Raw genomic sequence first — 18,802 nt, forward strand, 5'->3', positions numbered from 1 at the left:
ACCTGTTAATACAGCCGTGCCTTTTTAGAAATAAGTGGAGATACCAAACTGGAATCCTGCGATCTTTTTAGCCGGGTTTCCCAACAGATCGCGATGCCACTCATACCGGTAGTTGGCACGCAGCACCGTTTGCCCCGAAGGACGGAAACTGATCCCGGGAACAATAGCGGTTACCTGGTCATAGATATTCCCGCCGGTTTCTGTAAACCGCCCCACGTTATAATCGGCATATTCGCCTCTTAAAGCTATATTGACCGAAGCCTGGTTCCACCCCAGCATCGCCTGCTGAATCACCGGCTGCACCAGGTCGATAAAGCCCCCCTGCTGTCGCCGGCCATACTGCTGTGTATAGGTTGGAGGTACATCGATAAAGGCCCATACCCATTCACCTGTAATGGCCGTATTCCATTTAGCCAACCGGTTGTTATAATCCAATGCCAGGAAATCCACCCGTCTTTTTTGATCCAGGTCGATCCCATCTTCCCGGTATTTATTGTAGGCACCGCCCATCCAGGACACACCGATCTCTCCAAACCGGCGATGGCGTACCGCCCCTTTTGCCGTTACCAGCGGCGCACCGTTAAAGCTTTCTTCAAAACGCTCTGCATTGGCTTTAGCGGCAGGCATCCAGGTACGGTTTTGATTGTTGTTGATGATCTTATCATCAAAACCATTTGACAGGTATGCTTCATAAGCCCATACCCAGTTATCCTGCGCATATTTTCCAAACACACCAAACCCCACCGTGCTCCAGGTGGCGGGAATAATGGTGGTAGCAGCCATCGGGCGACTGATAAATTCCCATTTGGGACCATCATGGTTCTGGTTAAAGGCTCCGATCGGGTTCATAATAATGCCCCCGCGAAGGTTCAGCAACGGATCCAGTTCCACATCCACCGATGCAAACTCAATATTGATCTCCCGGCCACCTTCCTCCAGTTCTATTTCCGAAAGGAATTTAATCCGCCTCCGGATCGTAGACGCCACAAACAAGGTCAGCCGGGGCAGCTGGAACGATAATCCTTCCGAAACACCGTTTTCACTAAAGTACGCCGAGTTGGCTTCAACATAACCTCCCAGCGTAGCGGGTAATTTTCCCGCCTGTATAAAAGGCCGGTTGTAAACAGCGTCCATATTCATATGCAGACGGCCGGAGTCGGGAACGATCCGTTTAAAAAGCGCCGTATCCCGCTGTGCCGCAGCAACACCGGCTATGGCCAGCAGCATTGATAATAAAAAAAATCGTTTCATCCGAAAAGTTTCATGGATGCCTGCTCCTGGCAGGCGATCGCAGGTTTTAATAAAATGTGTAAAGCCGTTCATATAAAAACACCACAGGGAATTGGGTCTCAGGAAAGATGGATCAACAGGCGCCCTTCTTCAACCGTTACCGGGAACGCACGCAGCGGTTCCTCCGCCGGCCCCTGCACCACCGCGCCATTTGTATCAAACTCACTGCCGTGCGCCGGGCAGGTAAGCAAGGCCCCTGCTACATTCAGTTCATTGTATTGATGACTGCAGCGCAGCAACAAAGCCGTATAATTGGTGGCCGTTTTCCGGTATACCACAATCGGGTAATTCAACCGATCATTGCTCACCACCAGGTAGCTTTTATATTGCGGGGAACCATTTTTTTCCGCCGCAATAAAGGCCGAAAGCGGTACCTGCAGCTGGTTTTGGTCATTGATGTTCATTTGCAGGTACCTCGAAGGTGTACAGCTTTCGGTAAGCGCTCCCAGTCCCAGGATACCCAAACAGGTAAACCCACATTGTTGTATAAATTGTTGCCGTTTCATGATTCTGGTTTTATTGCGTTACAGACCCGGGACCTGCACCATCACCGGTCGGCACTCCCCATCTGTTTTCAAAAGCAAGATTTGTTTTGTTCACTGTTTAAAGACTTTCTAAAAAGCGGATCAGCTGTTGCTGCTCCTGCTCCGGCAGTTGCTGAAAACGGCTGCTGCTTTGCTGTGCTTCCCCGCCATGCATCCGGATCGCTTCGCGAATGCTTCCCGCCCGGCCGTCGTGCATCAGGAAATATTTTCCACCCTGTGCATTCATCGAAAGCCCCAGCCCCCAAAGCGGAGGCGTTCTCCATTCCTCCGGCAGCGCCGTTCCTTCGGTATAGCCGTCGTTTAGCCCCGGCCCCATATCGTGCAGCAGCAGGTCTGTATAAGGATAAAATACTTTGTAGGACAGCGCCGCAACGGGCGAATAACCGGTCTTTAATTCCGGAACATGACAACTGCTGCACCGGAGTTCCAGGAAAAGTTGCCGGCCGGCTTTTACCTCCGGGTTTTCCGCATTGCGGGGAAGCGGCGCTTTTAGCGTTTTCAGATAAAAAACCACATCCAGCAATTTGGAAGTGCTGATCTCCGGATCAATGGCATGTCCGCTATAGGTATCGTGCGGTTCATATGCGGAAGTAATGCCCATGTCCTGGTTATAGGCGTTGGCCGTTTGCTGCAATAAGTCATACACGGCTGCTTTCTTACCAAACCTTCCGATATAGCGCCCGTTTCGTTGTATGGCATCCGGTCTTAAGGAACCATAGCCCGGCAACGGGATCCAGTTGGGTCTTCCGGAAATACCATCCCCATCCGCATCATCTGGATCCGCATATTTCAGTAGCTCGGCATCCGGCACGGCATCCAGGAAACCCAGGCCTGTATTTGCGGGAGGCATAAACCGGGAAAATGTGGCACCGGCGGGGAGTTGTTCAGGTAAAAAGCCGGGCAGCGCGCGGTGCTGCAATTGCGGGCCGCCCCGCTGCAGGAAGCGGTTGCTCAATGTATCCGGCTGACCAAAACGCGTTAATGTAGTAAAGGGGTGTCCTTTTCCGTCGCCGGCATGGCAGCTGCCACAGGATGTGGCCACAAACAAAGGCCCCAGGCCGGTTTCAGCTACAAACACCTCATCGTTGAAAGCCACGTCGCCCCGCAGGAACTGGAGGTGTTGCTCCGTTGATAGTTCCGCTACCGGGCCATCCAGCAGGCGGTCTTCTGCCGGCGCCCGGGGCAGCATTTTCTGACAGGCTATCATGGCCACCATCAACAACAGGATTGCTCCGGCTGCCCGTATATATTTTTTTGACATTACTGGTTATTTTGTTAGCTTAGTCTAACTTAATTAAAATGCAATCCTAATAAATAATCAGGAGTTTTCCAAAAAATAAAAAAAACCGGGCTGGAAATGATATCCTTACCTTGCGGATAAAACGAGGTTTTGCAGCGCAAGATCATTCATATTGATATGGACGCGTTCTATGCTTCTGTGGAGCAGCGCGATTTTCCGGAATACCGTGGGAAGCCATTGATTGTAGGCGGTTCCCCGGAAGGGCGTGGCGGTGTGGTAGCTACGGCCAGCTATGAAGCCCGGCGCTATGGTATCCATTCGGCCATGTCGTCCAAAACTGCACAGCGGCTTTGCCGGGAGGCGATTTTTGTTTTTCCCCGTTTTGATGCTTACAAGGCGGTATCCCGGCAGATCCATGCGATCTTTCACCGGTACACAGACCTGATTGAACCCCTCTCGCTGGACGAGGCCTACCTGGATGTAACGGAAGACAAGCCGGGCATCGGGTATGCCATGGATATAGCAAAAGCGATCAAACAGGCTATAAAAGACGAGTTGGAGCTGACGGCATCGGCAGGGGTATCGGTTAATAAATTCGTTGCCAAGATCGCTTCGGGTATGCAGAAGCCGGATGGGCTCACGTTTATCGGTCCTTCCAAAGTAGCCACATTTATGGAACAACTACCGGTGGAAAAATTTTATGGTGTGGGCCGGGTCACCGCGGCAAAGATGAAGCAGCTGGGGCTACACACCGGTGCCGATCTGAAAAAGCTGCCCGAAACCGAGCTCATCCGGCATTTTGGTAAGCCGGGAAAATTTTATTACCAGATCGTGCGCGGTATCGACGAACGGCCCGTTGAGGCCGACCGGGAAACAAAATCCATCAGCGTGGAAGATACGTACCAGGAAGATATTACCACAAAAACAGCCATGCTCCGGGAACTGGAGGTACTAACCGAAAAGCTGGAGGAACGCCTGCTGCGCGCCGGTATGAAAGGGCGTACGGTAACGGTTAAATTTAAGTTTCACGATTTCACCATCAATACCCGCAGCCATTCGCTGCTGACCGCATTCAATGACCGCAACCGGCTGCTGGATACGGTTCGCCTCATTTTGGATAAAGCCGATCTCTCCGACCGGAAAGTACGGCTACTGGGTGTGGGACTTTCAAACTTTGAAACCTCCGGGGAGGAAACCGGTATCGCGCGCGGAGGCAACCAGCTACGCCTGTTTTAATTTCCATCTTTCTGTAAATGCAGCACCACAGCAGCCTTAACAGTAAAAACAGCTATAGGGTATCGCGTGCTTCTGCGTCATCGCATAACAGTTGTGTAAACGGTAAAACCACGGCAGATTAGGCCGCTTGTAAATATCAGCATACCCGAAGACGCTAACTGCCGCATAAATATTTCTTTGTGCTTCTTTGTGTCTTCCATTCTTCGTGGCCCATTCTCACCCATTCCTCGTAACGACGCAGATCAACAAGAATGCAGCAACCTAAACACCTGCTATAAAAATTGAAAGGAACCAAACAATAGCATTCAGCACTCAGCACTCAGCATTTAGCATTCAGCTTTTAGCTTTCAGCATCCTTAAAACCGGCATAAAACAAAAAAGGCCTGCCCTGAAAAGAGCTGGCCGTTGCTAACCTATGAAAAACACCACGTGCAAGATACAGAAAAGAAATTAAAAAAAGAAAAAGAATTATTTTTACCAAAAAAAATCCTGGCTGCACCGGTCCGGCGGATTGGTGCAGCGGTTTCCCTGGTTTATGATACCCCAATACCGACCTCATTATACGCTGCTGTTGCTGCTGCTGATCTGCTGCTCCTGCAGAAAGGTGATCTATCCGAAATATGAAGCCGGTGTGGCACCCAAAACCGTCATACAGGCCACCCTTTCCGATCAGAAAGATTCCGCTATTGTATTTATTTCCGAAACCCTGGCCGTGGATGATCCTAATATCTATTCCGGCAAAGACGGGGCCGTTGTTTCCATTACGCCGGAGGGCAGCACTTCCATCCCCCTCAAACCAAGGGGAAATGGCCTGTACAGCGCGCATGTCGATACCCGTACAGGATCCAGCTATACCTTTAATGCCCAGGTAGGAGGTACAGCCTACAGTGCCGTTTCAACGATGCCGGTAAAGGTTGCCTTTGATTCGCTTTTTATTACCCAACGAACGATCCTGGGCAGAACCATGCGGATCCCGACCGTCACTTTTACAGACCCGGCCGCCAGCGGTAATTATTACCGGTTCATTTTGTCGGTAGATGGCTTTGAAAGCACCACTATCTTTATCGAGGACGACCGCCTGTTCAACGGTAATAAGATGACACTGGAACTCCTGGATGTATTTACCGATAGCGATGCGCCTACGTTTATTGATAAATACGACCGTGTTATTGTTGAAATGCAATGCATCAGCAAAAAAACCTTTGACTATTTCAGCCAGCTGAAAGCCGGTGCACTGGGCGAAGGCAACAGCTCCAACCCCGGTAACCCCCAATCCAATATAACGGGCGGAGCGCTGGGCTATTTTAGTGTGCACACCGCTGAGAAAAAAGAGCTGTTTGCAGATTAATTTTCTCACTGGTTACACGGAGGTCACGGATTATTCAGTACCAGGCAGCAGCCCTAATCTGTGCCCGTCTGCGAAATCAGCGAGCACTAATCTATCCGCGGAATGATCTACATTTGAGCCAATGAATCCAAAAACCATTACACCGGCATCCGTAGAGATCCGGCAAATCCAGTTTAACGAAGCCTTCCTGGTGATACCGCTCTTTGATCAGTACCGGGTATTTTACAATCAGGTATCCGATATTCCCCGGGCACAGGCATTTATTGAAGCGCGCCTGCAGCAGAATGAATCTGTGATTTTTGTGGCTTTTGCCAAACAGGATGGACCGCTGCATCCCGCCGGGTTCACCCAGCTCTACCCCACCTACTCCTCGGTAAGAACGGTAAAGAACTGGATCCTGAATGACCTGTTTGTGGAAGCCGCCTACCGGAAAAGCGGGCTTGGCGAAGCGCTGATCCGCAAAGCGATGGCGTTTGCAACTGCAACCGGTGCACATTTTCTGCAGCTGGAAACGGCAACAGACAATTTTACCGCGCAAAAACTGTATGAACGGATCGGATTTCAGCAACAGCAGCCCGGCGCAGATTTCCTTTTGTACCGGTACCCACTTATATAGCAGCCGTTAAACTCAACCGCAAGGAAGGCCAGGGATACGCCGGGTACACAAAGAAATTTCGCAGCAATTCTCCGCGATCATCGTGCCCGCTGCGGTTAAACATCCTCCACGGCGCTGTTGGCAATTTGCCGGATTGCTGTTACCTTTACGCAAAACGATACATCCATGTCACTATTGAATCAGAAGAACCAGAAGGATAAAAAAAATAAAGATAAAAAGGGCGGCGCTGCAGCTTCTGCGAATTCCAAATTCATTCAAAAACCCAAAAGCGCCGGCTTTGTGAGTAAACAGCAGAATACCGGCTCTCAGCGAGGCAGCTAACCGGCTAATCGAATTGTTCCAATATTTTAAAATGCTTTCTGGAAGCGCGGAGGAATGCCTTTCCCTTGCGGAATGACCAGTAGGGTATACCTTGTTGATAATTGTACCGGCTAATGGTATACAGGGCTTTCCAGTGTTGAAGGATCACTTTATAAGCAGTACCCAGCGGCATATTGCAATCGTAAATATGATTGGGCTCCGCTCCTGCCCCGTTAAACTCCAGCACAATAAAGTTTTTTCCGGCCTTAAGATCTTCTATCGACCGGGTTTTGATATCGTAACGGCCATAAAAGAAGCTTTCATTGTAATGACTGAGCCCGTCAAACACCTGTAGCAATGATTCATCTATTTCCGGGTGCAGGTTCGTAAACCGGGCACCCCGGTTGTGATTGCCGGCATAGGACAAATAGAATATCTCCTGGTCTGGCAGCACCCGATTATAACGGTGTTGGTGCCGGTGCTCCATTTCCTGCAGCCGGTAGCGTGCCCGGGGATGCTGCTCAATCAATTCCTGAAGCGTACGCTTACCATCCCCCTTCACCTGCAGCAATTCTTTATGAATAAAGCCGGAAACCACGCCCTTCTTTTCCCAGGGATAGCGGTAATAAAACACACTTACTTCAACCGGGTAGTCGATCTTTTCCTGCGCAATATACTCCACCGGCATCCGGTCGTGGTATTTCTTCAGCTGCTGTTCATTCTCAATTACCCGGAACAGGATGCCCTTCATGCCCACATCGGGCTTTACAACAAAAGGATAGCGAAGCCCCGACTGCTCCAGCTGGGCCAGCACCGCGGCAAAAGGAATACCGTTCCGGATATAAATGGTAAGCGGAATCACCTCGGAAGGCAGTTGCTCATACATTTCCTTTTTCCCTTCTCCTTCAAAACCGCCGAAAGCAATCGTAGGATTACTGGGTGTAAAAAACCAGAAAGACCTGCTGCGTAAACAGTACCAAAGCCAAACCGGACTGATCGGCGCGTACAGCACATTAAAATTCCACAATTCCCAACTAACGATCTTCTTAAAAAAATTCCTTACACTCATTAATAAAATATGCACAAATATAAGCATCCCCCTGTGGGGAATTAAAAATAACCCCTGTAAAATATTGAATGTAACATCAGGCATGCCGCAGAACTTCCGGATCAGGGAGTCGAGCATTCAGATCCGAGCATTGAGCACTGCGCATCCTGCACCGTATTAAACGAAACCCGGCCTGTGCGAAAGCCGCTCCAAAAGAGTCGCGCTGCACCTTGGGAAGAAGATTAAATCCGGGACCCTGCCTCCTGCGGAATATAATATACTCAACGGAAAATATTGAGTGTAAAAGTAATGCCCATTATGGCTGTATGATCTTATAGAGAATCAATGTCATTGCGTTAAGCCGCAAGTGCGCAGGCCTGATACCGGCTTTAATCGTACTCAATAACAGCGCAATAGAAGCGCCGCAGGCACCATCAGCGCATCAGCGGCCATAAAAAAAATCGCCTAAGTAAACAATATCATATCGGGCATCCGGCGCTGCATATTAAACAGCACCCAGCCTGAAGCCGCAGATACGCAGATCCGGTAACCGCTTTAATCGTACTCAACAATAGCGCAGTAAAAACGCCGCAGCCCCATCAGCGTATCTGCGGCAAATAATAAAAAAGCCGCCTAAGTAAACAATATCGCATCAGGCATCCGGTATCGCGTATTAAACAGCACCGGCCTGCACAAAGGGCGCTACCGGTACCACCCGGCACGCTTCCGCTCCAAACGGATCCATAAGTTTATATTTTACAGGGCCCATGGAATATTTCTCATTTTACATTTCTCCCTTCCCTCCGTACCTTCGTGGGTAATAGAATTGACAAAAGAATGAGTATAGCTACTGTAGCGGAATTGTTTGCGAGGGGCGAAACCCCTGAAGTGTTGTTTTGGGTGGGCTGCGCCGGAAGTTTTGACCAGCGGGCCCAGCGCATTACCCGCGCCTTTGCAGCCATGCTGGATAAAACGGGCATTAAATACGCCATACTGGGAAAAGAGGAAATGTGCACCGGCGACCCGGTACGGCGTGCCGGCAATGAATTCATGTTCCAAATGATGGCTTATCAGAACATCCAGATCCTGAATGGCTATGAGATCAAGAAAATTGTTACCGCCTGTCCTCACTGTTTTAATACCCTCAAAAACGAATATCCCGCGCTGGGAGGTCATTACGAGGTGATCCATCATACAACCTTCCTGCAGCAGCTGATCGAGGAAGGACGGATCAAATTAAAAGAGGGCGGCTCTTTTAAGGGTAAAAAAATCACCTATCACGACAGCTGTTACCTGGGCCGTGCCAATGATATTTATGAAGCCCCCCGGAAAGTACTGGAACTACTGGATGCGGAGCTGGTGGAAATGAAGCGTTGCCGCAGCAAGGGCCTTTGTTGCGGAGCCGGAGGAGCTCAGATGTTTAAAGAAGAAGAAAAAGGCACTACCCGCATCAACCTGGACCGCAGTAAGGAAGCCATAGAAACCGGCGCATCGGTTATTGCCTCGGCCTGTCCGTTCTGCAATACCATGATGACCGACGGAGTTAAAAACGCTGAAAAAGAAGATTCCGTACAGGTCCTGGATATTGCCGAAATTATTGCCGGCGAACTGGAGTGATCCGTTCCGTTAAATCAATATATGATTACAAATATTTCAAAAATCACCATCAATGCCTCCCCGCAAAAGGTTTGGGATGCGCTTACCCTGCCCGGGCTGGTAAAACAATGGCAATACGGAAGCGAACTTACAACCGACTGGAAGCCCGGCAACCCCATCCGCTTTACGGCCAAATGGCAGGAGCAGGTTTTTGAACAATGGGGTACCGTACTGGAGGTGCAGCCGTATCAGCTGATCGCTTATACGTTGTTTGCCCCGCGGCCCGGCCTTGAAGACCGCCCGGAGCACTACTTTACCATGCGTTATGTTTTAACGGAAAACAATGGGAAAACCGAGCTGGAGATCCGGCAGCTCGACGACCGCCCCGGCGCCAAACAGGAACCGCCCCAGGGCGAAGACAACCCCGTGCTGCAGGCCCTGAAAAAAGTAGCGGAATTAAACGAAACGGGCCCGCATCCTGTTATACCTTAAACAGATCAATCATGAATTTAGCATATCAACATCTTTTAAATCCCGGATTCTCCCCTTACTCAAGGGTTTGGGTGTACCAATCTTCGCGACTGTTAAGCCTTTCTGAAGCCTTTGACGCCGAAGACCAGATCCGGGCATTTACCAAGGCCTGGGTAAGTCACAGCGACGATGTGCAGGCCGAGGGTCATTTGTTCTTCGGGCGCTTTGTGGTACTCATCGCCGATGAAACCCACATAAAAGTAAGCGGCTGCAGCACAGACAGCTCCGTCCGGTTTATAAAAAAACTGGGGGAAACCTTTAAAGTAGATTTTTTCGACCGCCAGAACCTGGCTTTTGTAAAAGGCGATCACATTGAAATTGTACCCCTGCCGCAGGTAAAATACGCTCTGCAGCACCAGATCCTCACACCGGAAACGCTTTATTTCAATAACCTCGTGCTCAACAAGGCCGAACTGGAAAGCGACTGGATCATACCCGTCAAAAACAGCTGGCTGGCCAAAAAAACGGGTATTGCCGTCTGATACGGAAAGCGGCTTCGGTGCGCCGGAAGGTATCCGAATTGGTAAAAAATGAACAATCCTTATATTTGTTCCTCAAAACATTAAACTAGGAAACTGAATATGTCCAAAGAGATGGAAGATTTTGATGCCGACCTGAGCGGGGCTGGTCAGGATAAAGAAAAAGCAGGTTGGTTCAAAAGAATCAAAAAAGGTATTCTTACCAAAACATCCGAAAAGCGGGAAACGCAGGAAGGGCTTTGGACAAAATGTCCGGAATGCAACTATATTTCCACGCAAACGGAGTTAAAAGAGCAGCAGTATGTCTGCCCGAAATGCGGCTACCATCACCGCATCAGCAGCCTGCAGTACTACGATATCCTGTTCGACGATAAGGAATATACCGAGTTGTTTGACAATATCCGCGGAAGAGATTTCCTGGGTTTTACCGACCTGAAGCCGTACAAAAAAAGACTGGAAGATTTCTGGAGCAATACCGATATGGACGATTCCATGCGGGTAGCCGTGGGGAAAATAGAAGGCGAAGGCATTGTGGTGGCCGCTATGGATTTTGCATTTATCGGGGGCTCCCTGGGCAGCGTGGCCGGTGAAAAATTTGCAAGGGCGGTAGACTATTGCATTCAGCATCGTTTGCCCTTTATGTGTATTTGCAAAAGCGGCGGTGCCCGTATGATGGAAAGTGCCTTTTCATTGATGCAGCTGGCAAAAACCAGCGGCAAGCTGTCCCAGCTTACAGACGCGCAGCTCCCCTATATTTCTTTTTTAACAGACCCGTCGTTTGGTGGCATCACGGCCTCTTTCGGAATGCTGGGTGACCTGAACATTGCCGAGCCCGGTGCATTGATCGGCTTTGCCGGACCGAGGGTCATTAAAGAAACCATCAAAAAAGACCTGCCGGAAGGTTTCCAGCGGAGCGAATTTTTGCTGGAGCATGGGTTCCTCGACTTTATTGTAAACCGGAAGGACCTGAAGCACAAACTGGCAACGGTGCTCCGGCATTTCCGGAATTAATTTCAGGGGCCCGGTGCAATGGGCAGCCCCGTTGCGTCGCACACTTGTGCTGCAGTGCATGTACCTGCTGCAAAATAATGCAGGTACCGTTACTTGTAAACATTAAAACACATTCCAATCCTTGGCCAACCAAGTTTCCATAAAGAACCGTTCGGCATACTTTGAATATTTCATCGATGCTACCTACCTGGCAGGCATGGCGCTGCTGGGCACCGAAGTAAAATCATTGCGTGAAGGCAAGGCCAGCTTTAACGACAGTTATTGCATCATTCACCAGGGCGAGATCTGGCTGAAAAGCCTGCATATATCGCCCTATTCCCATGGTACGGTAAACAATCATAACCCAGACAGGGATCGCAAACTGCTGCTGCAAAAACGGGAGATAAAGAAGATACAGGCCAAACTGAAGGAAAAAGGGTACACCCTCATTCCCCTGCGCATTTTCAGGAACGAGAACCAGCTGTTTAAAATAGAGATCGGCCTCGCCAAGGGAAAAAAATTATACGACAAACGCGAGAGTATTAAAAAGCGGGATGTGGAGCGCGATCTGAAAAAGTATGTAAAGTAGGGGGTTGGGATTTCAGACTTCAGCTATCAGATTTCAGATTCAGACTTCAGCTATTAGCTATTAGCGGCCGGGTTTCAGTGTATTGCACGGAAGCCAACCTGAAACGTCAAACGTCAAACCTGAAACTTCAAACCTGTATCAGCTCCTGCTGCACCGCCTTACGCACAAGGGTTGCTGTATTTTTTGCATCCAGCTTGGTGAGCAGATTCTTACGATGAGTATCGATCGTGGCAGTACTCACAAAAAGACGCTGCGCCATTTCATTGTTGGTGAGGCCCTCCGCAATCAGCGCCAGCACTTCCTGCTCCCGCCGGGTAAGCACCACTGCCGGCGGATTGTCTTTTTTCATGATCTGGGAAGCCTCTTCACTCAGATAGATCTTTCCTTTTACCACATCCCGGATCGCTTCCAGCAACTCTTCCTTGGTAGCGTTTTTTAACAAATAGCCGGAAGCACCGTGCTCCATCATTTTATGAATAAAACTCTGCTGGCTAAAGGTGCTGAGCCCGATCACAAATACCGAAGGATAAAGGGCCCGTACCTCCCTGCAAAGATCCATACCGTTTCCATCCGGTAAGCTAATATCCATCAGGATCACATCCGGCAGCTGCCGCTGCAAAAAGGCCCGGCAGGTGGCAACACTCGTTGCATGCCCTGCTAATTCAATTTCTTTTTCATCACCCAACAGCGACCGGAGGCCCTCGATCACCATATGATGGTCATCCACGATAAATACACGATAGGTCATAAAAATAGTTCTGTTTTTGTTTAAGCTTTTCCTGCAGGTATTTCAATAAATACAGACATGCCCCCGCCCGGCTGCGATTGTACGTCCAGCGTTCCCTTCAAAAAATCGACCCGGTGCTGAATATTCTGCCAGCCCATCCCCCCGCTTTGCGCGAGCCCTGCCAGGTCCATTCCCTTGCCGTCGTCTTCCACCGTAACCGAAAGTGCCCCTTCCCCATAGCTTACCTGTACCAGGGCATTGGCTGCGGCCGCATGTTTGAGTACATTATGGACCAGCTCCTGCACGATCCGGTAAACGGTAACCGCCGTGGTTTGATCAACCGGGGCCTGTTCCATCCCGATGGACTGGTACACAAGGTGCAGCGCACCGCTGAGCCGGATGCTGTTGCAAAAGTCGCGCAACGCCGTATCCAGGCCAAATTTCACCAGCGATTCCGGCATCATGTTGTGCGCCACACGGCGCATTTCCTTAATGGAGCTGTCCAGCATATCCATACTGCGTTCAAAGGCCAGCTGGTTCTCCGGCGTCATGATTAAATTTTCTTTCATAGTCTGAAATGCATGTTTCATACCACTCAGCATACCGCCCAGCCCGTCGTGCAGGTCCTTGGCAAGCCGGGTGCGTTCCTGTTCTTCGCCTTTTAATACTGCTTCCGTGGCCGTAAGCTGCCGTTCTGTTTCCAGCTCCGCAATCCGCTGCTGCTGCAGCTTCTGCCGATGGCGGTAGTTCCGGTACAGCAATCCGAGAATGATCAGCAGCCCCAGTGCCCCCCCAACAAGGATGTAATTTAACGTACTCTTCTGGCGGATAGAAAGCCGGTTGATGGTATCCTGTGTTTTTAACTGTACAATTTCCTGCTCTTTATTTTCAATGCGAAAGCGCACTTCCAGCATCGCTATTTTTTGCCGGCTCTCCTCCGAATTAAGACTGTCTGAAAGTGCTTTTTGCTCCTGTTGAAATGCATACGCCTTTTTATAATTACCCGCCTGTGCATACCATTCTGCATATAATTGCAGTGCATCGGCCCGTACATTCCGCATGCCGTTTTCATCGGCAAGCCGGCACAGGGAGTCGATGTACACAACCGCGCCGGCCTGTTTCAGATCTGTTTTAAGCTGCGCCAGTGCCGTTAATGCCCTGGCGATCTGCGATACATCCTGACTTTCGCTGGCATAGGCATAAGACTGTTTGTAATAGTTCAATGCATTCAGGGTATCCTTTTGATAATAGGCCGTTATATCGCCTTTATTCAGGTAATACGTAAACAGGCTTTTCGTATTCTGCAGTTGCTGTACAACGGGCCAAACGATCTTTAAAATAGCATCTGCAGACGCATACTGACCGATATTCATAAGCATGGTTGCCTTATTCATCAAACAGGTAGCCAATAAACGCGGATCATCAAATTGTTTGGCCGATTCCACCGCCCTGTCGGAAAACTCCAGGGCCTTTTGATCATTGCTCAGCGCCGTAAAGCAATTAGCAATGGAGGAGTAAATACTTGCGATGGTTTTAAACCGTTGTTGCTTCAAAATCTTTTCTGCCTGAAAGTAATCGTCAAGTGCCTTACGATAGTCGCCGATGCTGTAGTACAAATTGCCCCTGTTATTGTGTAAATGTCCCCGGTTCAGGATCAGATTTGAAGCCGTATCGCCGTTTAAAAGCGCCGCGGCAGAGTCCCCATACCGCAATGCGGTTTCATAGTTGCCGATATTTTTATAATAGGATAAGGATAAAATATAGGCGGTGCTCAGTCCCCATTTAAAAGCGATCTTTTTACTTAAACGCACCATTTCCTTCAGGTAAGGCTCAAACCCGGAAGTATTATCATTCAGGGTGGCCCGCATATATTCATACATCGCTTCAATGCGGAGGCTGTCGGTTTGAACGATGCTGATACGCTTGCGCAGACTGTCTTTATTGATCTGCGCTGCCACCTGTACGCTCATGAATAGTAACAGCACAACAAGCAGCAGTATTTTTTCTCCCCTGCAGAAGAACGGTCGCGTTGTCTTCATTCTACAAATAAAAGGTATTGCTACCGCCACCGGCATCCCCTATTTCGGGGATATTTTAAGCGCATGGATAAAAATCCCCCTTTTACAGGATAAGCGGCCCGGTCAACACCGGCTAGTTTTACAGCATCAACAAAAATTAAAACCAAGGCATATGAAACCAATCGCCCCACTCCTGCTCCTGTTGCTTTGCCTCTGCCATTGCACCAAACAACACGAAAAAAATACCGCCGGTCTTACTGCGTTCCGGTCCTATACCGAAAAAGGAAGCCGGACACTCCGGTTAGCCGACAGCATCGACCGTTCTAAAGAATTTCCCCCGCCACCTTCTCCTTTTCCTGCCGACCTGGAAGAGCGGATCGGGGAAATCGTAAAACCGGCACAGGAGAGACTGCAGGCCGTGTTCAGCAAGGATGAAACCGGCATGTACAAGGCCTACCTCCGGGATATCGAACGGTTCAAAGAACTGAAGTCGCCGGAGGAATCGGGCAAAGCGCTGGAGCATATCAAAGCTACCTATTATACATTTATAAAAGCCGCCTGGAAAAAAGCAGCCATCAATGAAAAAGAATACCAGTTAAAAATCATCAATGCCCTGCCGGAAAATTTGAAGAAAAATATCGTATTTGATCCGGAGTTCCTGGGCTTTAAGATAAGTGGCGGCGCCCGCAAACCCGACCAGGATCCGCCGCCACCACCACCTCCCGCACCGGAGCCTCTGAAATGTGTGGATGGAAAAGCCACGATCTTCGAGGTCCCGTATACAGAGCGGATCGTTGGCGCCTCCGCCACCACCATGCTCGAACAAGGCAGGGCCTTATTTGTAACCAGTTTAAGCTTTCCGCCCGGAGGTATTGCCTGGGCCCGCAATCTCGCCGGTACAGATGTTACCATACCCGGCACTTTTGCGGACGATAAACGGCTGATCCGTATAAAAAAACAATTTGAATGGAGAACCGCAGCCACGGCCATTTCCGGCGGATGGGTATCCGTTGCCGAAACCGGGTACCAATCGCATTGGTGGAACTGGGATTTTTCGATAAAAGTAGTAGCGCCCGTAATCTGGTTCAGTGAGTTTAAGGCAACCTGGGACCTGGGCTATGAAGAACTGGTAGAAAAACGGTACCTGCTGAATATCCGGTATGGGTTTGCCACCTATACATCGGCACGTACCTTACCTATCGCGGTTGCAAATGGCTGGTCTTTACTAACCATCCGGAAATGGGAACTATGCGAAGAAGAGCCTCAATAATATTCCTGAAAAATAAATCAAACTTCAATAGTATGCGAACATTTATATCACTCCTGGCCCTCTCCGTACTGCTTCTTTTTTCCTGTACAAAAACAACGGAATATGGAACAACGGATCTTACCGAACAGGCCCTCACCCGGCAACCCGCATTAACGATCACAAAGGCAGCAAAACCTCCGGCACTGAAGCAATACATCACCACCATTACCTGGCGTGGTGCCCGGGTATGGTACACGCCCACTGCGGCATGGGTAGATTCTGTACGCTCCATAAATTTTTATGCCAACGGCACCGTTGAGTGGGTAAAACAGGGTTGGGAATATGTAACCCGGCTGCCGGGCACCTATACGATACAGGGCAATGCCATTACCATCCGGTTCCGGTACCCGCCCTATACACACCAGCTGCAGGGCGTATACGACCGGAATACCGGGATCATCAGCGGCAGCTTTACAGAAACCCGGAACCCGGCTCCGGATGCTCCTCCGGCTTATACACCCGGAACCACCACCGGGGAATTTAATTTCTATAAAAAATAAAAAGCATAAATAACCGCCCGGATCGCTACTGCAGTATCCGGGCATAAAAACAACAACTATGTACAGGCACAGAACAGCGCTACTGGTATGTTCCATTGCCATCCTGGCGTTTAAAACGGCGGATGATATCATCGAAAAACTCGGCCTGTCGGCGCAAACGGCGCAGCAACATATCCTGGGTAATATTGTTGGTGATTTCCGGCACGAGCCCATTGACGTATCGGTTACGGAAGATGACGGCAACGATTCCCCTTCGGCCGATGCACAACGGAAACAATTCCGGATACCGGTAGCAGACCAGCTGCCACAGGCAGCGAGCGGCGACAAGGCAGCCCTGGCAAAGGCGCTTTGCATGTATGTAAAAAGCTATGTAAACAGCCCGGAATTCCGGGCAGCTTACCAGCAGGCCCGGGAGGCGGCCAAACCCAGCTCCGAACCGATGCAGATCGATATCACCGCACTGAAAGCTTCGCTGAAAGAATTGGAAACAAGCCTTACAACAATGAAGGCCCATAAAATGCCGGCAACAATGATTCAGCAAATGGAAAAAGGTATTGCCCAGCAAAAGCAGTTGATCGCTCAAAACAGTGATCCCACACCCAATAAAACCCGGTGGCTGCAGCAATATCCCGAAGATCCTTCAATGGCTGTAAAACGGCGCCTGGAGGAATACCTGAAACTGGCCGCCACAGTCGATTTTAATGCGGCCACCACCGGCAAGTACAGAAAATTTACAAACCCCGTCTATGAAGCCAAAAGCCTGAAATGGAAAGCTATTTACCGGGCGGGCAAAGAAGTAAATGCGGTAACTGCCGCGTTTGTAAAACAATGGCTGCAGGAAGGTATTATGAAAAATTAGGATTCATGCTTGCCGGGGCCCCTCCGGGAGACCCGGCAAGGAAATACCGGTTTAGCCGGCCTTTCCGGGAAGCAGGCGGCCTACTACCGGGACCGTTTACAGGTAGGTTTGAACAAAATCGCTTGCGTATGTTTTTATAAGATCCCTTACGCGCGCAAATGCTTTTGCTACCGCTTCTTCTGTACCCTGAAATTTAGCCGGATCCGGGAAATTATAATGAAGCATTACTGCCCTTGAAGGAAAAACCGGGCATCGTTCTTTTGCATGATCACAGACTGTAATGATATAGTCGAAACCGATATCCCGGTACTCGGTAACATTGTTGGACGTATGCCCAGAAATATCAATACCATCTTCTTTCATAGTGGCCACCGCCTTTGGATTTACCCCATGCGTTTCTACACCCGCGCTATAAATTACTGCCTTGCTTCCCGCAAAATGCCTTAAATAACCTTCCGCGATCTGGCTCCGGCAGCTGTTTCCTGTGCAAAGCACCAATACTTTTTTCATCTGTTCCTGTTATATGAATTTTGATATGGATCCGTTTCCCAGATTTCTGTTAGCAACATCCGCCTCCGGGCGTACAGCAACCATCGGAGCTAACGGACAGTTCCTGCAAGGATACTTTTTGCTTTGCCGGTGGTATGCCGCAATGATCTTTAGCCAGGCAATCGGTAACCGTTGAAACCAGCACGAACGCTGCTCCGTCAAAATCAAGCCCATACCGGCCAATGGTAGCCCCCTGGTATTCTACCTCTACTTCCAGGTCGGCATCAAGCGAAAGCTTTTGCTCGCAGCGCTGAATAATGTTGAGCAATTTGCCGGGCTTTAAGCGGTGCTCGTAATCATTGGCGTTCCATAACTGGAAATTCACTTTCGCTTCGGAACGGGTTGTTCCGCCACAATCAATAAACTGTTTATGAACCATGCCCACTTCTGTTACATGAAAATGTTCCGGCACTTTGGTACCATCCGGCAACAGGAATTCAACGTTGTTTAAACCGGACAATCTATTTTTAACTTCAGACAGCTTCATATGTTTTATTTTATTGTTTATAATATCGTATTATTACGATGAATCTTTTTAAAAAATTTTAGCAGCAGTTTTTTACGGGCGTAAACGATGCAAAAAATCCTGAAAATTCATTGCTGATCTGCACCCACACTTTTTCGTCGATACAATAACAGACACGGGTGCCTTCAATACTTCCTTTGATGATACCTGCATTTTTCAATTCCCGCAGATGTTGGGAAATCGTAGCCTGTGCCAGTCCCAGTTCCTCAACCAGGTCGTTGCATATGCAGGCTTCAGCCTTTATAATATGCTGAAGAATGGCGATACGGGCAGGGTGCGCCAATGCCTTTAAGACCGTAGCCAACCGGTTCTGCTGCCGGTTAAATATTTCTGATTTCGTAATGCCCATACCAAGTATACATCGCAATATTACGATTAATTTATGAGAACAAAAAAAAGTTGTACTTATGCCGCCCTCTTTTCAGCGCTGTAACCGCCTTAGCAAGACCAATAGTCCCGTCAGGCGCTACATTGTACCGGAAGTGTTGTCATTCCATAACTTTCAA

21 protein-coding genes are annotated in these 18,802 nt (G+C 49.3%); 12 read left to right on the plus strand and 9 right to left on the minus strand.

The genetic code is table 11. The features are described 5' to 3' along the window. Positions 1-24 precede the first annotated feature (24 nt). The 3 genes from LQ567_RS04765 to LQ567_RS04775 all read right to left on the minus strand — a co-directional run bounded on the left by LQ567_RS04765 (position 25) and on the right by LQ567_RS04775 (position 3,096). Positions 25-1,251: a hypothetical protein gene (locus LQ567_RS04765; protein ID WP_231002966.1), complete on the minus strand. Its 1,227-nt coding sequence runs from the start codon at positions 1,249-1,251 to the stop codon at positions 25-27. Between the two features lie 98 nt (positions 1,252-1,349). Beyond that, positions 1,350-1,796 (minus strand): Rieske (2Fe-2S) protein, encoded by a 447-nt coding sequence (locus tag LQ567_RS04770; RefSeq protein ID WP_231002967.1) that lies wholly within the window; start codon positions 1,794-1,796, stop codon positions 1,350-1,352. A 97-nt stretch (positions 1,797-1,893) separates the two neighbouring features. Continuing rightward, entirely contained in the window at positions 1,894-3,096 is a 1,203-nt protein-coding gene (locus tag LQ567_RS04775) for a di-heme oxidoredictase family protein (protein WP_231002968.1), read from the minus strand. A gap of 129 nt (positions 3,097-3,225) precedes the next feature. Between LQ567_RS04775 and dinB the strand changes: the two genes are divergently transcribed. The 4 genes from dinB (at position 3,226) to LQ567_RS04795 (ending at position 6,596) form a co-directional block, all read left to right on the plus strand. Further along, on the plus strand, positions 3,226-4,311 hold the full coding sequence (dinB, locus tag LQ567_RS04780) for a DNA polymerase IV (RefSeq protein WP_231002969.1): 1,086 nt from the start codon (positions 3,226-3,228) through the stop codon (positions 4,309-4,311). Positions 4,312-4,846: 535 nt separating this feature from the next. After that, a complete protein-coding gene (locus LQ567_RS04785) occupies positions 4,847-5,659 on the plus strand; it encodes a DUF4249 family protein (protein ID WP_231002970.1) in 813 nt (270 codons plus the stop codon). A 121-nt stretch (positions 5,660-5,780) separates the two neighbouring features. Continuing rightward, positions 5,781-6,275, plus strand: a complete 495-nt coding sequence (locus tag LQ567_RS04790; RefSeq protein ID WP_231002971.1) for a GNAT family N-acetyltransferase — start codon at positions 5,781-5,783, stop codon at positions 6,273-6,275. Positions 6,276-6,440: 165 nt separating this feature from the next. Beyond that, positions 6,441-6,596 (plus strand): hypothetical protein, encoded by a 156-nt coding sequence (locus tag LQ567_RS04795; protein WP_231002972.1) that lies wholly within the window; start codon positions 6,441-6,443, stop codon positions 6,594-6,596. 4 nt (positions 6,597-6,600) lie between these two features. On the opposite strand, the gene LQ567_RS04800 is transcribed toward LQ567_RS04795, so the two are convergent. Next, complete coding sequence (locus LQ567_RS04800; protein WP_231002973.1) at positions 6,601-7,644, minus strand: ATP-grasp domain-containing protein; 1,044 nt, start codon at positions 7,642-7,644, stop codon at positions 6,601-6,603. Positions 7,645-8,460: 816 nt separating this feature from the next. Here LQ567_RS04800 and LQ567_RS04805 point away from each other — a divergent pair. From LQ567_RS04805 to smpB, 5 genes are all read left to right on the plus strand, one after another. Continuing rightward, positions 8,461-9,240: a (Fe-S)-binding protein gene (locus LQ567_RS04805; RefSeq protein WP_231002974.1), complete on the plus strand. Its 780-nt coding sequence runs from the start codon at positions 8,461-8,463 to the stop codon at positions 9,238-9,240. Between the two features lie 21 nt (positions 9,241-9,261). Further along, positions 9,262-9,711 (plus strand): SRPBCC family protein, encoded by a 450-nt coding sequence (locus LQ567_RS04810; RefSeq protein ID WP_231002975.1) that lies wholly within the window; start codon positions 9,262-9,264, stop codon positions 9,709-9,711. 11 nt (positions 9,712-9,722) lie between these two features. Further along, positions 9,723-10,232 (plus strand): hypothetical protein, encoded by a 510-nt coding sequence (locus LQ567_RS04815; RefSeq protein ID WP_231002976.1) that lies wholly within the window; start codon positions 9,723-9,725, stop codon positions 10,230-10,232. Between the two features lie 99 nt (positions 10,233-10,331). Further along, complete coding sequence (gene accD / locus LQ567_RS04820) at positions 10,332-11,240, plus strand: acetyl-CoA carboxylase, carboxyltransferase subunit beta (protein ID WP_231002977.1); 909 nt, start codon at positions 10,332-10,334, stop codon at positions 11,238-11,240. Between the two features lie 121 nt (positions 11,241-11,361). Further along, complete coding sequence (smpB, locus tag LQ567_RS04825; RefSeq protein WP_231002978.1) at positions 11,362-11,808, plus strand: SsrA-binding protein SmpB; 447 nt, start codon at positions 11,362-11,364, stop codon at positions 11,806-11,808. Positions 11,809-11,935: 127 nt separating this feature from the next. Here the strand turns inward: smpB and LQ567_RS04830 are convergent, their stop codons facing one another. Together LQ567_RS04830 and LQ567_RS04835 are read right to left on the minus strand one after the other, a co-directional pair. Further along, complete coding sequence (locus tag LQ567_RS04830; RefSeq protein ID WP_231002979.1) at positions 11,936-12,556, minus strand: response regulator; 621 nt, start codon at positions 12,554-12,556, stop codon at positions 11,936-11,938. Between the two features lie 20 nt (positions 12,557-12,576). Further along, entirely contained in the window at positions 12,577-14,574 is a 1,998-nt protein-coding gene (locus LQ567_RS04835) for a tetratricopeptide repeat-containing sensor histidine kinase (protein WP_231002980.1), read from the minus strand. A gap of 151 nt (positions 14,575-14,725) precedes the next feature. On the opposite strand from LQ567_RS04835, the gene LQ567_RS04840 reads away from it, so the two are divergent. The 3 genes from LQ567_RS04840 to LQ567_RS04850 are packed head-to-tail and all read left to right on the plus strand — an operon-like array spanning position 14,726 to position 17,221. Next, positions 14,726-15,823, plus strand: a complete 1,098-nt coding sequence (locus LQ567_RS04840; RefSeq protein WP_231002981.1) for a hypothetical protein — start codon at positions 14,726-14,728, stop codon at positions 15,821-15,823. Between the two features lie 32 nt (positions 15,824-15,855). Continuing rightward, entirely contained in the window at positions 15,856-16,362 is a 507-nt protein-coding gene (locus LQ567_RS04845; protein ID WP_231002982.1) for a hypothetical protein, read from the plus strand. A gap of 58 nt (positions 16,363-16,420) precedes the next feature. Next, positions 16,421-17,221, plus strand: coding sequence for a hypothetical protein (locus LQ567_RS04850; RefSeq protein ID WP_231002983.1), 801 nt, complete (start codon positions 16,421-16,423; stop codon positions 17,219-17,221). A gap of 96 nt (positions 17,222-17,317) precedes the next feature. Here LQ567_RS04850 and LQ567_RS04855 read toward each other — a convergent pair whose 3' ends face one another. The 3 genes from LQ567_RS04855 to LQ567_RS04865 are packed head-to-tail and all read right to left on the minus strand — an operon-like array spanning position 17,318 to position 18,663. Beyond that, entirely contained in the window at positions 17,318-17,731 is a 414-nt protein-coding gene (locus tag LQ567_RS04855; RefSeq protein WP_231002984.1) for an arsenate reductase ArsC, read from the minus strand. Positions 17,732-17,780: 49 nt separating this feature from the next. Continuing rightward, a complete protein-coding gene (locus LQ567_RS04860; protein WP_231002985.1) occupies positions 17,781-18,257 on the minus strand; it encodes a DUF6428 family protein in 477 nt (158 codons plus the stop codon). A gap of 58 nt (positions 18,258-18,315) precedes the next feature. After that, complete coding sequence (locus LQ567_RS04865; protein ID WP_449585167.1) at positions 18,316-18,663, minus strand: ArsR/SmtB family transcription factor; 348 nt, start codon at positions 18,661-18,663, stop codon at positions 18,316-18,318. Positions 18,664-18,802 lie beyond the last annotated feature (139 nt).

Origin of the sequence: Niabella pedocola (genome assembly GCF_021044425.1) — a bacterium.
Lineage (GTDB): Bacteria > Bacteroidota > Bacteroidia > Chitinophagales > Chitinophagaceae > Niabella > Niabella pedocola.